General features: G+C 68.2%; 18 protein-coding genes. 8 read left to right on the forward strand and 10 right to left on the reverse strand.

The window, feature by feature from the left end; translation table 11 throughout:
• Nucleotides 1-101 precede the first annotated feature (101 nt).
• The 7 genes from NET02_RS01440 (at nt 102) to NET02_RS01470 (ending at nt 9487) form a co-directional block, all read left to right on the forward strand.
• Entirely contained in the window at nt 102-3227 is a 3126-nt protein-coding gene (locus NET02_RS01440; RefSeq protein ID WP_430981067.1) for a WD40/YVTN/BNR-like repeat-containing protein, read from the forward strand.
• 104 nt (nt 3228-3331) lie between these two features.
• A complete protein-coding gene (locus tag NET02_RS01445; RefSeq protein ID WP_284055590.1) occupies nt 3332-4345 on the forward strand; it encodes a proline dehydrogenase family protein in 1014 nt (337 codons plus the stop codon).
• Nucleotides 4346-4411: 66 nt separating this feature from the next.
• Entirely contained in the window at nt 4412-5341 is a 930-nt protein-coding gene (locus NET02_RS01450; protein ID WP_284055591.1) for a dihydrodipicolinate synthase family protein, read from the forward strand.
• A gap of 367 nt (nt 5342-5708) precedes the next feature.
• Nucleotides 5709-6245, forward strand: a complete 537-nt coding sequence (locus NET02_RS01455) for a macro domain-containing protein (protein ID WP_284055592.1) — start codon at nt 5709-5711, stop codon at nt 6243-6245.
• A 278-nt stretch (nt 6246-6523) separates the two neighbouring features.
• Nucleotides 6524-7129, forward strand: a complete 606-nt coding sequence (locus NET02_RS01460; RefSeq protein ID WP_284055908.1) for an AAA family ATPase — start codon at nt 6524-6526, stop codon at nt 7127-7129.
• 300 nt (nt 7130-7429) lie between these two features.
• On the forward strand, nt 7430-8389 hold the full coding sequence (locus NET02_RS01465; RefSeq protein WP_284055593.1) for a hypothetical protein: 960 nt from the start codon (nt 7430-7432) through the stop codon (nt 8387-8389).
• 198 nt (nt 8390-8587) lie between these two features.
• The gene (locus NET02_RS01470; RefSeq protein WP_284055594.1) at nt 8588-9487 is read left to right on the forward strand and encodes a tyrosine-protein phosphatase; all 900 of its coding nucleotides are present in this window, start codon (nt 8588-8590) and stop codon (nt 9485-9487) included.
• A 24-nt stretch (nt 9488-9511) separates the two neighbouring features.
• Here the strand turns inward: NET02_RS01470 and hemG are convergent, their stop codons facing one another.
• From hemG to hemE, 3 genes are read right to left on the reverse strand one after another with little or no spacing between them, the layout of a single operon-like run.
• Nucleotides 9512-10936 carry a protoporphyrinogen oxidase gene (hemG, locus tag NET02_RS01475; RefSeq protein WP_284055595.1) on the reverse strand — a complete coding sequence of 475 codons (1425 nt, stop codon included), beginning with the start codon at nt 10934-10936 and terminating at the stop codon, nt 9512-9514.
• Nucleotides 10937-10938: 2 nt separating this feature from the next.
• On the reverse strand, nt 10939-11904 hold the full coding sequence (hemH, locus tag NET02_RS01480) for a ferrochelatase (RefSeq protein WP_284055596.1): 966 nt from the start codon (nt 11902-11904) through the stop codon (nt 10939-10941).
• A complete protein-coding gene (gene hemE, locus NET02_RS01485; protein WP_284055597.1) occupies nt 11901-13004 on the reverse strand; it encodes a uroporphyrinogen decarboxylase in 1104 nt (367 codons plus the stop codon). Before hemE ends, hemH begins: the two co-directional genes overlap by 4 nt.
• Before the next feature lie 231 nt (nt 13005-13235).
• On the opposite strand from hemE, the gene NET02_RS01490 reads away from it, so the two are divergent.
• Nucleotides 13236-13790: a nitroreductase family protein gene (locus tag NET02_RS01490; RefSeq protein WP_284055598.1), complete on the forward strand. Its 555-nt coding sequence runs from the start codon at nt 13236-13238 to the stop codon at nt 13788-13790.
• A 31-nt stretch (nt 13791-13821) separates the two neighbouring features.
• Here NET02_RS01490 and NET02_RS01495 read toward each other — a convergent pair whose 3' ends face one another.
• The 7 genes from NET02_RS01495 to NET02_RS01525 all read right to left on the reverse strand — a co-directional run bounded on the left by NET02_RS01495 (nt 13822) and on the right by NET02_RS01525 (nt 18464).
• Nucleotides 13822-14577: a DUF1700 domain-containing protein gene (locus NET02_RS01495; protein ID WP_284055599.1), complete on the reverse strand. Its 756-nt coding sequence runs from the start codon at nt 14575-14577 to the stop codon at nt 13822-13824.
• The gene (locus NET02_RS01500; protein WP_284055600.1) at nt 14574-14903 is read right to left on the reverse strand and encodes a PadR family transcriptional regulator; all 330 of its coding nucleotides are present in this window, start codon (nt 14901-14903) and stop codon (nt 14574-14576) included. The genes NET02_RS01495 and NET02_RS01500 overlap by 4 nt, the downstream gene beginning before the upstream one ends.
• A gap of 352 nt (nt 14904-15255) precedes the next feature.
• Entirely contained in the window at nt 15256-16065 is an 810-nt protein-coding gene (locus tag NET02_RS01505; RefSeq protein WP_284055601.1) for a 2-keto-4-pentenoate hydratase, read from the reverse strand.
• Nucleotides 16066-16080: 15 nt separating this feature from the next.
• Complete coding sequence (locus tag NET02_RS01510; RefSeq protein WP_284055602.1) at nt 16081-16809, reverse strand: 2-keto-4-pentenoate hydratase; 729 nt, start codon at nt 16807-16809, stop codon at nt 16081-16083.
• The gene (locus tag NET02_RS01515) at nt 16793-17008 is read right to left on the reverse strand and encodes a tautomerase family protein (RefSeq protein ID WP_284055603.1); all 216 of its coding nucleotides are present in this window, start codon (nt 17006-17008) and stop codon (nt 16793-16795) included. Before NET02_RS01515 ends, NET02_RS01510 begins: the two co-directional genes overlap by 17 nt.
• A 2-nt stretch (nt 17009-17010) precedes the next feature.
• Nucleotides 17011-17877, reverse strand: coding sequence for an alpha/beta fold hydrolase (locus tag NET02_RS01520; protein ID WP_284055604.1), 867 nt, complete (start codon nt 17875-17877; stop codon nt 17011-17013).
• 17 nt (nt 17878-17894) lie between these two features.
• Entirely contained in the window at nt 17895-18464 is a 570-nt protein-coding gene (locus NET02_RS01525; protein ID WP_284055605.1) for a flavin reductase family protein, read from the reverse strand.
• Between the last annotated feature and the right edge of the window lie 34 nt (nt 18465-18498).

An 18498-nucleotide genomic window follows, 5' to 3' on the forward strand; every position in this document is an offset into this window, starting at 1 on the left:
CGTACAGTATTCCTGTTAGCGTACTGCTGGAAGTCCGTCGACTGACTGGGTTCTAAGGCGTTTGAGGGGAGGGTAACGTGACGAGTGCGGGCGGGAAGATCATGGAGAGCGTGCTCTCGTCGCTGGAGTGGCGCTGCATCGGCCCGCACCGCGGCGGGCGGGTGGTCGCCGTCGCCGGTGACGTCTCGGACCCGATGACGTTCTACTTCGGCGCCTGCGCTGGCGGCGTGTGGAAGACCACCGACGGCGGGGTGACCTGGCGCAACGTCTCCGACGGCTTCTTCCGCACCGCCGCCGTCGGCGCCATCGCGGTGTCGGAATCCGACCCCAACGTGATCTACGTCGGCACCGGCGAGGCCTGCATCCGCAACAACGTCTCCCACGGCGACGGCGTCTACAAGTCCACCGACGCCGGCCGGACCTGGATCCACTGCGGGCTCTCCGATACCCGCCACATCGGCAAGATCGTGATCCATCCCCACGACCCGGACATCGTCTACGTGGCCGCGCTCGGCCACGCCTTCGGCCCCAACGAGGAGCGCGGCGTCTTCCGCTCGACCGATGGCGGTAAGACCTGGGAGAAGGTGCTCTACAAGAGCCCGCGCGCCGGCTGCCACGACATCGCGATGGATCGCACCAACCCGCGCATCCTCTTCGCGGCGGTCTGGCAGGTGCAGCGCTACCCCTGGGCGCTGGTGAGCGGCGGCGAGGAGTGCGGGCTCTGGCGTTCCTTCGACGGCGGCGACACCTGGGAGGAGATCTCCCGCAAGCCCGGCCTGCCCACCGGGCTCCTGGGCAAGATCGGCGTCGCGGTCTCGCCGGCCAAGCCCGGCCGCGTCTGGGCGCTGATCGAGGCCGAGGACGGCGCCGTCTTCCGCTCCGACGACTACGGCGAGACCTGGATCCGCCTCAGCGAGCAGTCGCTGCTCCGTACCCGTCCCTGGTACTACATGCACATCACCGCCGATCCAAAAGATCCCGACACGGTCTGGGTCCAGAACTACAGCCTCTGGAAGTCGGTCGACGGCGGGGCGACCTTCCACCGCGTGCCCACCCCCCACGGCGACGACCACGCGCTCTGGATCGACCCCAACAACCCGCTCCGGATGATCGAGGGGAACGACGGCGGCGCCTGCGTCACCTTCAACGGCGGCGCGAGCTGGTCCTCGATCTATAACCAGCCGACGGCCCAGCTCTACCACGTTATCACCGACGACCAGGTCCCTTACCGCGTCTACGGCTCCCAGCAGGACAACACCGCCATCAGCGTGCCGAGCCGCTCGGTCGATGGGGCGATCCACGAGCGCGACTGGTATGCGCCGGGCGGCGGCGAGAGCGGCTACATCGCCGTCAAGCCGGACGATCCCAACATCGTGGTCGGCTCGGGGCCGGCCGGGCGACGCGTCTTCAACGACCGGCTCACCCTCTACGATCACCGGACGAAGCAGGTGCGCGACATCACCATCTGGCCGGAGCTCTACGGCTGGGGCGTCGGCGCCGAGAGCCTCAAGTACCGGATCGGCTGGACCTTCCCAATCTTCTTCTCCAAGCACGACCCCAACGTCCTCTACGTGGCCGGCAACCACGTCTTCCGCTCGACGGACCTGGGCACCACCTGGGAGGTGATCAGCCCCGACCTCACCCGCAACGACCCCGAGAAGCTCAAGCCCTCCGGCGGGCCGATCACGCGCGACAACACCGGCGCCGAGGTTTACTGCACCATCTTCGCGCTGGCCGAATCGCCGCTCCGTCCTGGTCTCCTCTGGGCTGGTACCGACGACGGCCTCGTCCACGTCTCGGAGGACGGCGGGCGCACCTGGCGCAACGTCACCCCGCCCGAGCTGCCCGAGTGGACGCTGGTCAGCATCGTCGAGCCTTCCCCGCACGACCCGGCCACCTGCTACCTGGCCGCCACCCGCTACAAGCTGGACGACTTCCGCCCCTACCTCTACAAGACGGCCGACTACGGCCGCACCTGGACGAAGATCACCAACGGCATCCCGGAGGGTGAGTTCACCCGGGTGATCCGCGAAGATCCCAATCGCCGGGGGCTGCTCTACGCCGGGACCGAGACCGGGCTCTACATCTCCTTCGATGACGGCGCCAACTGGCACCGGCTGGGTGGTAACCTGCCGGTGGTGCCGATCTACGACCTCGTCATCAAGGGCGTCGAGATGGTCGTCGCCACCCACGGGCGGAGCTTCTGGATCCTCGACGACCTGACCCCCTTCTACCAGCTCGACGAGCCGCTGGACGATGCCCAACCCTACCTGTTCCGTCCCCGGCCGACGATGCGCATGCGCATGGACAGCGCCCGGCCCTACCGCGAGCCGATCCTGGGGATGGTCAACTACGCTCGGGTCGACACCAGCGTGGTCTCCATCCTGCCCGAGCGCAGGCCGGACGGCTCCGTCGCTTACCGGTACCTGGACGCCGGTGAGAACCCGCCCCAGGGCGTGATCATCCACTACTACCTGCCGGCCGAGCTGGAGGGCCCGGTCACCCTGGCGATCCTCGACCAGCAGGGCGACGAGCTCCGCTCGTTCAGCAGCGAGGACGGGGGGCTCCCGGTCAAGCCTGGCATCAACCGCTTCGTCTGGAACATGCGGCTGCCGGGCGCGCCGGACGTGACCGCGCCCGACCTCGAGCCCTGGCCGCGCCCGGATGGGCCGATGGTCTTGCCCGGCACCTACCAGGTTCGCTTGGCGGTCGGCGATCACCGTCTCGTCCAGCCGTTCGAGATCGAGCCAGATCCACGGATCACTGCCAGCAGCGACGACCTCCAGGCGCAGTTCGAGCTCCTGCGAGCGATCATCGAGAAGCTCTCGCTGACCAACGTGACGATCAACCAGATCGACGCGCTGCTGGCCCAGGCCAGGAATTGGGAACAGCGCATCGCCGGACTCGCCGGGGGCGAGGCGGTTCGTCGCGCGCTGGCGGCGCTCCAGAGCGAGCTCCACTCCATCCGCGGCGAGCTGATCGACGTCCACATGCGCGAGTCCCAGCTCTGGCCAAGCGGGCTGCACGAGAAGTTCAACGCGCTGTTCGACGCGGTCGACAGCGCCGACTACGTTCCCACGCGCCAGTCGCGCGAGGTCTTCGCCGAGCTCTCGGCGCAGCTCGACGAGCTGGTCGAGCAACTCCGGCGCGTGCTCGACGAGCAGGGCGGGGCGCTCAACGCGGCCATTCGGGAGGCGGGGCTGGCTCCGATCGGCTTGCCAGCGTAGCTGGTCACCCGGCGGGCCTGGGCAACGCTAGGAGACGTGCTGAGCGATCGTGGGTGGAGCGAGGTTGTTCTCTGGCTTTGCGAGGTGAAGGGTACCGGGAGCCGATGAGCACAGTGCGCGAGACCGGCGAGCGGCCGGCCGGCTATGCGATGCCCCCGACGATCGAGCCTGATGCGCGCGAGCGGCTGGCGATGGCGGCCAACGGGATCTTCCGCCGAGCCATCCTCTCCGCCACGCACAACCCGCTGGTGGCCCGCTTCGTCCGTCGCTACGGCATGCGACTCGGCGCGGCGCGCTTCGTCGCCGGCGAGACGCTGGACGAGGCCGTCCGCGTCCTGCGATCCCTCAACGCGAAGGGGCTGCGCACCAACACCACACTGCTCGGCGAGGGGGTCAAGGACGAGGCGACTGCCCTCGGGGTCGTCGACGCCTACATCGAGATCCTCGACCGCATCGCCGCCGAGGGCTTGGTGACCAACGTCGCGCTCAAGCTGACGCACCTGGGGCTGGATCTGGGCGAGGAATTCGCCTACCGGAACGTCCGGACGCTGGTCGAGCACGCGGCCGCGCTCGGCAACTTCATCCGGATCGACATGGAGGAGTCGACCCGGGTCGACCCCACGCTCCGCATCTACCGCCGGCTGCGGGCCGACGGCTACGACAACGTGGGAACGGTGCTGCAGGCCATGCTCTACCGCACGGTGCAGGACCTCGAGGACCTGCTGCCGCTCAAGCCGAACCTGCGCCTGGTGAAGGGTGCCTACCTCGAGCCGGCGAGCGTGGCCTACCCGAAGAAGGCCGACGTTGACCGCAACTACATCCGGCTGGCCGAGCGCTGCCTGCCGAACGCGGGGTTCACGGCGATCGCGACCCACGACGAGCGGATCATCGCCCACGTAATCGACTTCACCGAGCGGCACGGGATCGGCCGCGACCGGTTCGAGTTCCAGATGCTCTACGGCGTGCGCCCGCAGCTCCAGCTCGAGCTGGTGCGGCAGGGGTACCGGGTGCTGGTGGCAACACCCTTCGGCACCGAGTGGTATTTCTACCTGATGCGCCGGCTGGCCGAGCGCCCGGCGAACGTGCTGTTCCTCCTCCGCAACCTCGTCAAGCGATAATGGGAGCGCAGCCCGAGCGGGTGCTGGTCGTAACGACAGCGGAGCCGAGTGGTCAGGAGGGCGATCGTGTACGAGCCGTTGCGCGGTGTCTACAACATCCTGAGCACGCCGTTTCATCCTGATGGCAGCCTGGACGAGGCCAGCCTGCGCCGGCTGGTCGAGGCCACCATCGCCGCCGGCGTGGACGGCATCACCGTCCTCGGCGTGGCGGGCGAGGCGCAGAAGTTGACCGACGCTGAGCGCCGCCGCGTGGTCGAGGTCGTCATGGAGACGGTCGGTGGCCGGGTGCCGGTGATCGTCGGCACCTCACGCGACGGCACCGACGCCACCATCGCCGCCAGCCGCGAGGCCGAGGCGATGGGGGCGGCCGGCGTGATGGTGGCGCCGCCGACGTTCCTGCAGCCCGGCCCGGCTCTGACGGAGCACTTCCGCCGGCTGGGCGAGGCGATCGGGATCCCGATCGTGCTGCAAGACTACCCGCCGGTGAACGGGGTCACCCTCTCGCCGAGGGCGATGGCCGAGCTGGTCGAGGCGGTGCCGGCGATCGCGACCATCAAGCTGGAGGATACGCCGACTCCTCAGCGGATCGCCCAGACACTGAAGCTGACCGGCGACCGGGTGACGATCGTCGGCGGGCTGGGCGGCATGTACCTGCTGGATGAGCTGCGGGCCGGGGCCAGCGGCACGATGACCGGCTTCGCGTACCCGGAGGTGCTGGTCGCGATCTGGCGGGCCTGGCAGGCGGGTGACCGGGCAGGCGCGGCTGAGCGGTACTACCGGGCGCTGCCGGCACTGGTCTTCGAGGGGCAGCCGCGGATCGGGCTGGCGATCCGCAAGGAGACGCAGCGCCGCCGCGGGCTGATCGCGCACGCTACGGTCCGGCACCCCGGGCCGGTGCTGGACGAGCAGACACTCGAGGCCCTGACCGAGGTGCTCGAATGGACCGGGCTGCCGGCCGCCTACGACCGCGTGGGGGCTCAGAGCTCCGCGAGCTGACCGCTGGCCTTGTCCGTGCCTGCCTACCCGAGGGATCGTGAGCCGGTGCCCGGGTTCGGGGCCGGAGGACGGCGGGGGAGTGCGCGCTGGGGCAGCCGGCCCGGCGACTGGGGCCAAGCGGCTAGCTCGGCGTCGGTGACCTGTCGCCGCCTCTGGAACCAGGTGAGGTTCTCCTCCGGAGGGTGTCACCCGAAGCTGTGGGCGCCTGGACGCGCTCGGCAATTCCGGGATGCCCTGTAGCTCGACCCGGTCGAGGGCGGAGACGGCCACGGTGGTCTCAGGTGCTAGGACGGGACTGCTGAGCGCGCTCGTGCTCGAGCGGCGGTGGCTACTTCCTGGATATCGCGAGGTTCCGAGGGGGCAGATGATGAGCGACGGCATCATGGAGGTCATCGTCGGCGACATCACCACGGTCGATACCGAGGCCATAGTGAACGCCGCGAATACTGAACTCTGGATGGGCGGAGGCGTGGCGGGCGCGATCAAGCGGGCCGGCGGCGAGGAGATCGAGCGCGAGGCGATGAGCAAGGGCCCGATCCGCGTCGGGGAGGCGGTGGCGACCGGCGCCGGCCGGCTACCCTACAAGGCGGTCATCCATGCCGCCGCCATGGGGTATCAGGGGGGACGGATGATCCCGCCGACTGCCGAGAGCATCCAGGCGGCGACGCGAGCCGCGCTCGCGGTCGCCGACGAGTTGGGAGTGGAGTCGGTGGCCTTTCCGGCGCTGGGCACGGGCGTGGGGGGCTTCGACCTGGCCGAGGCCGCGAGCCTGATGGTGTCGACGGTGCGCCGCTCTCTGTCGCGCCCAGATTGCCGGGTACGCCGGGTCGTCTTCGTCGTGCGCACCGAGGATGCCCGCCAGGCCTTCCAGGACGCCATCGATCGAGAGAGCGAAGTGATGTAGTGCAGGCTGGAGCTGTCGCTCCGGTGTCTGAGGGATGTGCCTCCAGATTGCGGTGGGGAATCTGCTGCACCTCTGAAGCCGACTCCGCTGACAAGCCCACCGTCCGAGCGACCGCTGCCACATGAAAGCACTCGTAAGGCGGTAATGCCCGAAGAATCAGGCCTCGCTCCGTTGAGTTGGACACCGGCTCGGCCGAGGATCAGTCCAGCCCGCGCGAGAACCTCGGATGCCACGTTGGAGAGGCTTCCCGATTGCGCAACCTGCGCCGTTCCGGTATCGTGCGGTCGAGCAGATCGCTCACAAGTTGTTTGATCAGGTCCGGTCGGGAGGTCGGAGGAGCGGTCAAGCTCCTTCTCGAACGGGACGCGTTTCTCTCCGAACTACGCCAGCGGCTCGATGCAGCCGCTTCGGGGCCCGGACACCTGGTCTTCGTCGCGGGGGAAGCCGGGGTGGGTAAGACCGCCCTGGTCACAGCGTTTGACAGAATGGTGGAGCGCGAGGCTCGGCTCTATCACGGCGCCTGCGACCCGCTCTCGACGCCGCGGCCTCTCGGGCGACTCCTCGACATCGCGGCGCAAGCTGGAGAGGAGCTCCGGCGTGTCCTCGAACTGGACGACCATCGCCAGCGCGCCTTCCTGGTCTTCCATGCATTCCTCGCGCGCCGCACTCGACCCGCGCTGGTGGTCATCGAAGACGCCCACTGGGCTGACGAGGCGACGCTCGATCTCCTGCGCTTCGTCGGCCGACGCGTCGCCACCACCCGCGCACTCGTGGTCGTCACCTACCGCGACGACGAGCTCGGGCCGAGTCACCCGCTGCGGGTCGTGCTGGGGGATCTGACGACAACGTCCGCCGTCAGTCGCCTGCATCTGCCACCCCTCTAAGTCGATGCGGTGCGCACGATGGCGGAAGGTACGGACTTCAATTACAAGTAGCCTCCACTCGCCTTGTCCTCCAGAATCCGCTCGGGGCCGCGATACTCGGTGTCGCGGCTCCGAGCGGGCTCCAGCTACTACGTACTGACGGCGAGCGCGCCAGCCTAGCGGGCGCAAGCAGTCTAGCGATTCGAGATCGCCTCTCGGCATGGGGAACTTTCGTCTCGGCAGTAACGTCCTGCTAGTGGAGAACGGTCGAGGGTGGGACACGCCTTGCGACCCGGTGACCCAGCCGAAAGGAGTCGATCGGTGACCTCTACGCGGAGACGATTTATCGCCCTTGCCGGCGCCGCTATCCTGGTTCCCCTGCTTGCTGCCTGTGGCCAGCCCGAAGGCCAGGGTGGCCCCGGTAGCCAGCCAGGGCCTGGCTCGACCCCCTCGACCGGGGAGAGCAGCCCCACGGCCGGGCCGGGCACCATTGCCCACCCAACTGGCGCCGAGGATCTGGTCCTGCGCATCGATCGCACCGGTGGCTTGCTTCCGCCATTCTACGCAGTGACCGAACTCCCGCTCTTCGTGCTCTACGGCGACGGGCGCGTGATCACGCAGGGACCACAGATCATGATCTACCCGCCCCCGGCTCTCCCCAATCTCCTCGAGACGAGATTGACCGAGGAGGGCGTGCAGGCGATCCTGCACGAGGCGCAGGCGGCTGGCCTGCTGGAGGGTGACCGGCGCTATGAATTGCCCACAATCGCCGATGCGCCGATCACTCTCTTCACCGTCAACGCCGGTGGCCGAACTTCGACCGTGTCCGTCTACGCGCTGAGCGAAGCCGAGCTCAACGACCCGAACCTGTCTCCGGAGGATCGACAAGTCCGGCAGCGACTTCGGGACTTCCTGGACAAGGCGCTTAGCTTTAGCTCTTGGCTGCCTCCGACTGCCATCGCGAAGCCAGAGACCTCGTACGAAATCTCGCGCCTGCAACTGGTCGTGGTTCCCGCTGACCAGGCTATCGACGAGCCGGTCGATGTGCAGCCGGCGGAGATGGAGTGGCCGCTGGCGGGTCCACTGGGTGAGTTCGGGGAACCGTATCAGGTGATGGGCATGCAGGCTCGTTGCGGGATAGTGGAGCGCGCTGAGCTAGCGGCCGTGCTCGACGCGATGAGCCAGGCCAACACGCTGACCCGCTGGCGGAGCGGCGACGCGCTCTACGCGGTTTTCCCCCGTCCGCTCCTCCCGGGGGAGGCTGGCTGCGTCTCGTCGTAGATAGTTGCTCTCGCGCGATTCTGACGTCACCCGTGGTGCCGGCGGGAACCGGATGGGCTTTCCGCCGGCGTTCTGTCTCCTCTCCCGACCGGCATCCGGTTGCTTGTTCACGACCCGGTATAATCCGGCAGCAGGCTATTGCGACGACTTTTCGCCTGTTGTCAGGCCTTTGACGGCCGGAAGCGTTGGGTGAAAGACGTGGGCGAAGCACAGGCGGGCGAGTCTGGAGTCGGCGCCCCTGAGGAGGTCGCGACGGGGACCTCGGTGACGCGCGATTCGGAAACGCGCCAGACACCGGGCCACGATATCCCTCAGGTGGACCTGCACAGTCACTTGGTCCCTGCGGTAGACGATGGAGCGCGGGACGAGGAGATGGCCGTCGCGATGCTGCGGGTAGCCGCGGCCGACGGCACGCGAATTATCGCCGCGACGCCTCATGCCGACGGATCCCGACCAGCGACCATCCCGGATGCGGTGCAACGGCTCAACGAGCTGGCCCAGGAAGCTGAGATCCCGATCGAGGTCGTGCCCGGGTGCGAATACAAGCTGACCCGTTATCTGGGCATCTTCTACAAGCAGGGGCGGCTGATCACCCTCAATGGAAAGCCCTATGTCCTCGTCGAGTTGCCGGACTGGAACGAGTGGCCACGCTGGGTGCCGCGGTCGCTTGCGGCACTCCTCGAGGACGGCCTCTGGCCTGTCTTCGCGCATCCTGAGCGCCATCCTCCAGTCCAGCGCAATCCGGAGCTCGTGCTCGAAGCGGTACAGGCCGGTGCGCTGGTGCAGATCAACGCAGGCTCGCTGCTCGGCAGCAACGGTAGGGAGGCACAGCGCGTCGCCGTGCTGCTCCTTCGCGCCCGGGCCGCTCACCTCATCGCCAGCGACTCGCATCACCCCCAGGACAGGCCGCCGTGCATCAGCGCTGCGCTCGAGCGCGCCGCGGCGCTGGCCGGCGACGACTACGCGCGCTGGATGCGGTGGGCCGCCCTGCAGGTCGTGCTCGGAGAGCGGGTCGAAGTTCCCCAGCCAGACCCGGAAATCCTGCGCTCCGACGAGTCCTGGCTCGATCGGGTGCGCGATTGGCTGGGCACTCCCTAGGAGCCATCGGTACCGCCACCCGCCTCAGGAGATACCGGACGCCTCGAGCTGGAAGGCAGACAGAGCCGATCGGGCTGCCCGCTCAGCGCCCGCGATGCAGTCGGGCAGGCCGACGCCCCGATAGGCCGCACCGATGAGGAAGAGCCCGGGGTGAACAGCCAGGCGCGCCTCGATCTCCTTGATCCGGTCTAGATGCCCAACCAGGTACTGCGGGATCGAGCGCGCTTGCCGGTGGACGATGGCGTGCAACGGCTCTGCTCTGAGGCCGAACAGCCCCCGCAGCTCTTCCCGTGCTAGCTCGACCAGGCGGTCGTCCGGCAGCTCGAGGATCCCTTCACGGCCGTAGCGGCCGAGGAACACACGAACCGGCGCGAGATCAGGCGGGGCACGCCCTTCGAACTTGTTCGCGACCCAGGTGACCGCGGTCACCTCCCGACCCTCGGCGACCGGCACGACGACGCCGCGACCACGGGCGACCGGCGCGACGTCGCATGCTCGATAGACCAGCGTGACTGTGGCAGTGGAGGCGTAAGGAATACCCTCCAGTAGTCTGGTGAGCTCTCGATCCAGCGGCTCGAGCAAGCGTGCCGCAGCGTAGGCCGGCGTCGCGATGATGACCGCGTCGGCATCGAGGTCATGGCCACTCGTGAGCGTGATCCGGTAGCCGCCCCGACACTCGGAGAGCAAGATGGCTGCATCGCCGAGGCGGACGTCGACCTGGTGGAGGCGACGAACCAGTTCCTCGATAAGTGTTCCCATGCCACCCCGCAACGTGAGAAAGGTGGAGCCAGAACCGCTACGCGCGCGGCTGCGCCGCTGGGTGAGCGCGCCACGGATCAGACTCCCGTGGCGCAGCTCAAGTTCGCGGAGTTGGGGAAAAGTGGCCAGCAGGCTGAGGTGTTCAGCGTCGCTTGCGTAGATGCCGGCAAGCAATGGCTGGGCGATCCACTCGTAGGCCTCGCTGCCGAGTCGCCGCCGCACGAACGCTGCCAGCGACTCGTCCTCGTCATCACGGCGCGGGGGTAGGAGCAAGTCGAGAGCCAGGCGCAGCTTGCCCCGGTTCGAGAGGAGGCCACTCGTCAGGAGTGGGCGCAGCCGGGTGGGGATCATCAGCGAGAACCCTTCGGGGAGTGGCTCCAGGCGTCCCCGGCGAGCAATGAACGCGCTCTCGAATCCCGGGCGCAGGCCGACGAGCTCGGCGCCGAGGCCCAGCTCGATCGCCAGCGCCCTTGCGGCCGGCTTCGTGGCTAGGAAGGAATCGGGGCCAGCCTCGACGAGAACGTCACCCCAGCGATCGGTGCGAACCCAGCCGCCCAGGCGGTCGGTCGCCTCGACCAGCGTAATGCGTAGCGGCGTGGACGCTACCACTCCTTGTAGCCGGTAGGCAGCGGCGAGCCCAGCGATCCCACCGCCGATCACCGCGATGTGGTGGAGAGCGTCTGGCCCCATCGTCAACGCGCGAGCGCGCGAGCCTCGGTCACCCGGCGGCGGACCACGTCCGCGATTGCCTGGCACAGTAGCGGATGGTCGTTGAGCGAGGCTGTGCGCTCCAACCGGATGCCGAGATCGGCGGCATAGTGCCGGTGCTCGATGTCGACGTCGTAGAGCACCTCCACGTGGTCGCAGACGAACCCGATCGGTACCAGGAGCACGTTCTCGACGCCCTCGGCTGCCAGCCGGTCGAGCGTCTCTTCGACGGTCGGCCCCAGCCAAGGCTCCTCGCTGGCACCCTGGCTCTGGAAGGCGAAGACCCAGCGCCGCGACGGAAAATGCCGGGCGACCTGCTCGACCGAGGCGAGGATCTCCTCGCGGTACGGATCGCCCCAGGTCAGGATACGCTCCGGCAGGCTGTGCGCGGTGAAGAGAAGCACCACCTCGTCACGTCGCTCCGCGAAGCGAGCTAGCCCCTCGGTAATCCGGTCGGCTACCGCCGCGATGAAGGCCGGCTCGTCCTTCCAGCTCTCGACGGCCAGCACCGGGAATTCGGCTCGCTGCGACTCCAGCGCCTCGGATAGCCGCTGCAAGTAGGCGCCGACGCTCATTTTCGAGTAGTGCGGGGCCATCACCACGGCTACTAGCCGGTCAGCGCCGTCGCGCAGGATCTCGGGCACGACCTCGTGAATATAGGGGTGCCAGTGCCGCATGCCCACGTAGGTGCGGTAGCGAATCCCCTGTTCGGCGGCCTCGCAAGCGTTGAGCAGCCGCTCGATCCCGGCCGCCTGGGCACGGGTCAGCTCGACGATCGGCGAGCGCCCGCCGATGCGACGGTAGCGCTCGGTGATCTCCTCCAGCAGTGCCTGCGAGAACGGCCGCCCGTGCCGGACGTCGGCCAGGTAGGCCGGGATGTCCTCGAGCTTGTCAGGTCCGCCGTACGCCATCAGCAGCACCGCGATGGTCTCGACCGGCTGGGTACTCATCTCGATGCCTGCCCTCCATCACTCGTTCTGCAGTCGACGGTCCGGCACTTGGCCGGATAGGCAGAGCCTGGGGCGAGGGTCAGCTCGTGCACGAGATCGACGAGGTACCGCACGTTGTCGACTGGCGTTTCGGGGAGAACGCCATGGCCCAGGTTGAAGATGTGGCCAGGGCGGCCACCAGCTTGCTCCAGCACAGCTCGCGCCTGGCGCGCGATCTCGTCGCGCGGCGCGAAGAGCACTGCGGGGTCGAGGTTTCCCTGGATGGCCCGGTCCAAGCCGATCGTATCCCAGGCGTCGTCCAGCCGGACGCGCCAGTCCACCCCGATCACGTCGGCTCCGCTCTCCGCCAATTCTGCGAGGAAGCCCGCGGTGCCGGTGCTGAACAGGATGACGGGCACGCCGAGCGGTCGCAGCTCGTCGACGATCCGGCGAACCCAGGGGAGCACGCGCTCGCGGTAGTCGAGCGGGCTGAGCGCGCCGGCCCAGCTATCGAAGAGCTGCACCGCCTGCGCTCCGGCAGCGATCTGGGCGCGCAGGTAAGCCGTCGTCACGTCGGTGAGCAGATCCATCAGAGTCGCCCAGCTCTCGGGGGCTCCGTGCATCAGCCGCTTCGTCTCCAGGTACTGCCGCGAGCTACCGCCTTCGATCAGGTAGCTTGCGACCGTAAAGGGCGCGCCAGCGAAGCCGATCACCGGCACCTTTCCGCCCAGTTCCCGTCGCACCAGTCGAATCGCCTCATAGATCGCTGGCGCGATCTCCTCGGCCTCCGGCCGGCGCAGCCGTTCGATCGCTTCCGGAGCGCGAACCGGGTCGTGGATGACTGGCCCCTCTCCGGCTGCGAATTCGAGCCGCACGCCCATCGAGACGAGCGGCAGCAGGATATCGGCAAAGATGATCGCGGCGTCGACTCCGAGCCGGCAAACCGGCTGGAGCGTCACCTCGGCGACCAGCTCCGCTTGGCTGCAGATGTCGAGCAGCGAGGCACGCGCGCGGACGGCCCGGTACTCGGGAAGGTAGCGGCCTGCCTGGCGCATCAGCCAGATCGGCGTCGCGTCGACCGGCTTTCGCTGGCAGGCGAGCAGGAAGCGGGAATCTTCCATTGACCGTCACCGTCCAGAGGTTATCATCCAAAAACCAGCGCCACTGCTCATGATCCGAGCGCCGGCTTCCGCGCAATTCTACCAGTGCGACGAGGCGGGGTCGTGCCGGGAAAACCGTGACAGCGCTCTCCTAGCTCAGAGGCGCCTGCATGGTGAGATTGGGTCGGAGCGGCATACTTTGGGGCAGTACTGGCTCTTGCGTCATGAGCGGACTGGGAGGTGAGCGACACGATGGCAGTGCTGTCGAACGCCCGCGACATGCTGGAGCAGATGCGGAAGGTGCGGCAGATCCGCCAGTACCGGCCGGATCCGATCCCCGAGGATGTGATCACCGAGCTGTTGGAGGTTGCCCGCTGGACCGGGAGCTCGCGGAATACTCAGCCGTGGCATTTCATCGTGGTCGATGACCGGGAGACCTTGCGCCGGATCAGCCAACTCCGCCCACCGATCGCTTGGGTGGCCGAAGCGCCTCTCGGGATCGCGATCGTGCTCGACGGCGAGAGCGAGACGAGCGAGGCCTACGATGAGGGCCGGGTCACGGAACGCCTGCTGGTCGCGGCCAGGCTGCTCGGGCTCGGCGGCGGCGTTGCCTGGTACGGCGACGCCTCGCAGCAGGGTGAGGCGAAGCGCATCCTCGGCATCCCACAGGAGCGCACGGCACGCTCGATCGTGGCTATCGGCTACCCGCGCTCGGTGCGTGACCCTCGCCCGAATCCCGCTCGTGGCGGCCGCAAGCCGCTGGCCGAGCTCGTCAGCTACAACCGGTACGGCGCTCGCAGATCTTGAAGGGGACGGTTGACGGGAGCACGCCGCGCCACTACGGGACATGGCGCGGGCTTGGCCCGGCTGCAGTGAAACTGCTCGTGCCGCCTGTGTGCAGCGCACTGGTCTTTGGACGGCGAAGCTGAAAGGCGAGGTAGAGCGCCGAAGCGAACGGCAAGCCGAAGGAACCTCCCAATAGGATCGCGATTCCCAGCAGTGATGCCCAGTTCGCGCGCTCGACCGTGGTTCGTGGATGCGATGGGGGTGTGGCGAGGACTGTGGGGGTTCCCACTGGCGGGGCAACGGACGGTTCGGCGCCCGGCGAGTACGTCACCGGCGTCGCGAGTTCGTAACTCTCCACGCGCGAATCAACGCGTATTGGGGTAACCCAGAGCACAACCAGGGCGAGACCTAGCAGCGGCAATGCGCTCGCGACCAGCTTGTCTCGCGTTTGCCAGGACTCGGAGAGCCAAACCAGCACCAGGCCGATCGGCCAGACGATCGCCGTCGCCACCACGGCGATGGTCTCGAAGAGGCCCGGTCGCCTTGCTGTCTCCGGCTCCGGCGCGGAGCCCACGATACCCAGCCGCTCGCGCGCTTCGCGGGCCAGCTCGTCCGGGGTGCCGAGCCGGTCGAGGATCGAGCGCACCGTCGCCTCGTCCGGATCGGGCACGGCGGCGAGCGCATCGTGAATGTGGGTGCGGAGGTCGTCCAGAATCTCGCGCCGCTGCGCGGGTAGGAGGTCACTCAGCGCGTCAGCGACCTCGCGCAGGTAGCGCTCGACGAGGGGGCGAAGGGGATCGTCGCTCACTTGGTCTCTCCTTCCAGCGAGTCGAGCAACCCGTCGACGGCCTGCCTGAAGGCGATCCACTGCTGGCGAAACGCTGCCAGCGCGGCCCTGCCGGCCGGGGTCAAGCGGTAGTACTTGCGCGGTGGCCCCGCGGGCGATGTGCGCCACTCGGTTTCGACCAGTCCTTCACGACGAAGGCGGCTCAGCAGCGGGTAGATCGTGCCCTCCGACGTGAGGAGCGCGTCGACCCGCGAGAGCTCCTGCACCAGTTCGAAGCCGTAGTACTCGCGGCGGGCCAGCAAGGCCAGCACGCAGTACTCCAGCGCTCCTCGCCGCATCTGGGACATAAGAGCCGCCGTATCCATGCCTTCATAATACCACAAGGTACCTTGTAACGCAAGGTATCGATGGCTGGTTCATAAGGCTCTCCACGTCGCCAGGGCAATAGGTCAGAAGGCCCGGCCTGGCGGCCGGGATGCCCGCGGGCCGTGATCCCACACACCTGAGCAGGTTACCCTGCTGCTTGCCCTCGAGTAGGAGGCTCGAACTGGTAGCCGTTACCCAGCGGTGAGACTTGCCGAGCCGCACGCGGCCGCGTGGCCGGCTGAAAGTGGGCTCAACGGCGCCAGCCGGTATGCCCAGCCGCAGCGCACCGCGACGGGCGCGTACAATCCTCGACGGGGCGATGGCTGTGCTACCTTAGACGAAGCGGACCGTGAGCGGCGGCTGGCCGAACATCTCGACGACGAACAGATCGCCGGCCTGTGCCGGGATGGCGCGGGCGAGCGAGCCGGAGAGCACGATGTCGCCCGGCTCCAGCCGAACGCCGAACTCGCCCAGCTTGTTGGCCAGCCAGGCGACCGCGCGGGCCGGATGGCCGAGTGCTGCGGCGCCGATCCCCTCCACGGCGGGCCGCCCGTTGTGGTGGACCAGCATACCGATCGTCCGCAGGTCGGCCTCGCGGAGGCTTCGGTTCCAAGAGCCGACCACGAAGCCGCCGAAGGAGGCGTTGTCGGCGATGGTGTCCGCCAGCTTGATGCGCCAATCCTCGATCCGGCTGTCCACGATCTCGACCGCGAGCGCGACGGCCTCGGTGGCTGCCAGCACAGCCTGGAGCGTCACTCCGGGGCCGGCGAGCGGCCTGCCGATCAGAAAGGCCAGCTCGCCTTCGAGCCTGGGCTGGATGAAGAGCTGGGCGGGCACCTCGGCCCGGCCGCGTATGACCGGGAAGTAGCGCGAGGCCCAGAGATTGCCGTAGTCCGGCTCGAAGACTCCCATCTGCTCCTGCATGGCCCGGCTCGTCAGCCCGATCTTTCGGCCGACGGTGCGCTCGCCTCGGCGTGCGCGCATCTCGCTCCAGCGGGTCTGGATCGCGTACGCGTCGGCTGGGCTGAGCGGGCCGACGCTCTCGGTCAGTGGCGGGATCGTGGTCGCCGTCTCCCAGGCGTGGTCGAGCCGCTCGGCCAGCGCCTCGATGTCCGGGCCTGCAACGACGCGCTGCTCTGCCATCGCTCTGTTCCCTCCTCACGCCTCGAGCCGGGCGAGCAAAACGCTGCCCTCGGGCCCGTGCACCTCGAGCACGCCCGGCCGGGCAGGGACCGCCGCGGCCGGCGCGCCGAGAAACACGACCTGGCCGGCCTGCAACCCCCCGGTGGCCTCGGCCAACCAGCACAGCCGCTCCTCCGGGTTGCCGAGCGTGCCGAGCGGTCCTTCCGCCAGCAGCTCGCCATCGAGATAGAGGCGGAGCTCGCCGTCGAGCTGCAGCGGCAGCGCGCGCTCGCCGAGGAGGAAGCCGCCCCCGGAGGCGTTGTCGGCCACCACCCCGGCGATGCTGAAACGGTAGTCTTTCCACACGCTGTCGAGAATGTCGATCGCGAGGAAGACCGCACCAGCAGCGAGCCGGCCAGCACCGGGGGTCGAGCCCGGTGGCAAGTCCTCGCGCAGGACGATCGCCAGCTCCGGTTCGATCCGGGGCTGCAAGAAGCGGCCGAGCTGTACCGGGCTCTCCAACAGCATGCCGGCTGTCACTCGCCCGAAGATCGGCTCGTCGATCCCCATCTGCGCCTGCTTGGCGGGGCTGGTCAGGCCCAGCTTGTAGCCGCGCAGCGCCTGGCCCTCCAGCAGCGCCGCCTGCACGCGATAGGCGCCGTCCAGGTCGACCCCGCCCGGCTCCTCGCTCGCGTCGAGCAGCCGGCCGGCCTGGCGAGCCGACCGGATCAGATCGAGCAGCGCTCGCTCAGCGCCGCTGAGCATCGTCCTCCCCTCCCTCTCGCTCGGCCATGGTTCGTCCTCCACTGCCCCACTCGTCACGGCCCACCTCGTAGATGATCACCCGGATCTCCTCCGCTGGCCAGCCCAGGTGTCGAGCAGCAGATGCGGTGAGCCGCCGGATCAACTCTGCCTTCTGCCCAGTCGTGCGACCCTCGAGCATGGTGACCTTCAGGAGCAGCATCTCTACAGCTCCCCGGCGATGAAATCCGCGATAAGCCGGTTGAAGGCGTCGCGGTACTCGATCTGCGTCCAGTGGCTGCACTGCCCGAAGACGTGCAACTGCACGCGGGGGAGCCGCTGAAGTAGGTACAGGCTGGTGTCCAGGGGGATGATCTGGTCATCGCGGCCATGAACCAACAAGACACGCTGTTGGATGCTCGCAAGGGCGTCGTCGGGAACGACCAGCTCATCCAGGTGGCGCTGGCGCGGGGCCGGGAACATCGCGGCAAAGCTACGGCGAGCGTTCGGCTCCTGCGTCGATTCATAACGCTGGCGGGCGATCGCCTCGAGGTCACCTCCCACGCGCTCGGGATCGTAGACGAACCAGCGGAAGATCTGGGTGAGGCGCTCGAGGGTCGGCTCGTCATAGAAGCCCCAGGTGCCGTCGAGTCCCGGGGTGATCCGAAACGGCACGCCAATAGTTCCCATCAGTACGGCTGACCGCACGCGCTCGGGGTGACGCCAGAGGAGATGCAGCGCGATCGCCCCACCCATCGAGTTACCGACCACGTGCGCGCGCTCGATGCCGACCAAGTCGAGAAGCGCGATCAACTGCTCCAGCCAGGCTCGCATCCAGGCGCCCATGCCCTGGAGCGGCGGATCTGGATGCTCGCTCTGCCCGAAGCCCACCAGGTCCGGGGCTAGGCAGTCGAACCGTTGGCCCAGCGCCGGCAAGGCGAACTGCCAGTTGGCCCAGGCGCTCACGCCAGGCCCGGAGCCGTGGAGGAAGAGCACCGCCGGCTCTCGCCCGGCTCCAGCGCGATACAGGTACGTGCGGTACGGACCGGCTCGCAACGTCGTGCGCTCGACCGGCACGTTCGATGTATCCATGGCCGTCTCCTTCAGCCTCACCACCACCAGGCGCCGGAGTCGTGCAACTGTACCTCCAGGCACCGGTAGTTGCCGCCGTAGAACAGCAGCGGCGCGCCGTCTCGGCAGTCGAGATGCTCTACTTGCCCGATAAACAGCGTGTGGTCACCGGCCGGTACCGCTTGCACGATCCGGCAGACCAGATGAGCTACCGCCCCTTCGATCAGGGGCAGGCCATGTTGCCATTCGAAGCGGGGTTCCTCGCTCACCTGCGGGCGCCCGCCGAAATGCCGGGCCAGCAGCTCCTGGTTCTCGGCCAGAATGCTGACGCCGTAGCGGCCGGTCTCCTCCAGCAACCGGTGCATGCGCGCGCGGTGATCGACCGCCACGGTCACCAGGGGAGGATCGAGCGATACGGACATGAAGGCATTGGCGGTCATCCCGTGGACCGTCGCTCCGCTGACTGTCGTGATCACGGTGACGCCGGTGGCGAATCGGCCGAGCGTGCGGCGGAACTCGCGCGGGTCGATGCTGCTCGAGGTGTCCGGCGAAACGGCTGCCCTCGATTGAGCCGCGGCCGGCGTCTGCTGTCTGGCCCGAGGAGTCATCGTGGTCTCCTCTCGCGCTCGCTCCCCGTGAGCG

It is taken from the genome of Thermalbibacter longus (assembly GCF_023806485.1).
In the GTDB taxonomy this organism is placed as follows: domain Bacteria; phylum Chloroflexota; class Chloroflexia; order Thermomicrobiales; family Thermomicrobiaceae; genus Thermalbibacter; species Thermalbibacter longus.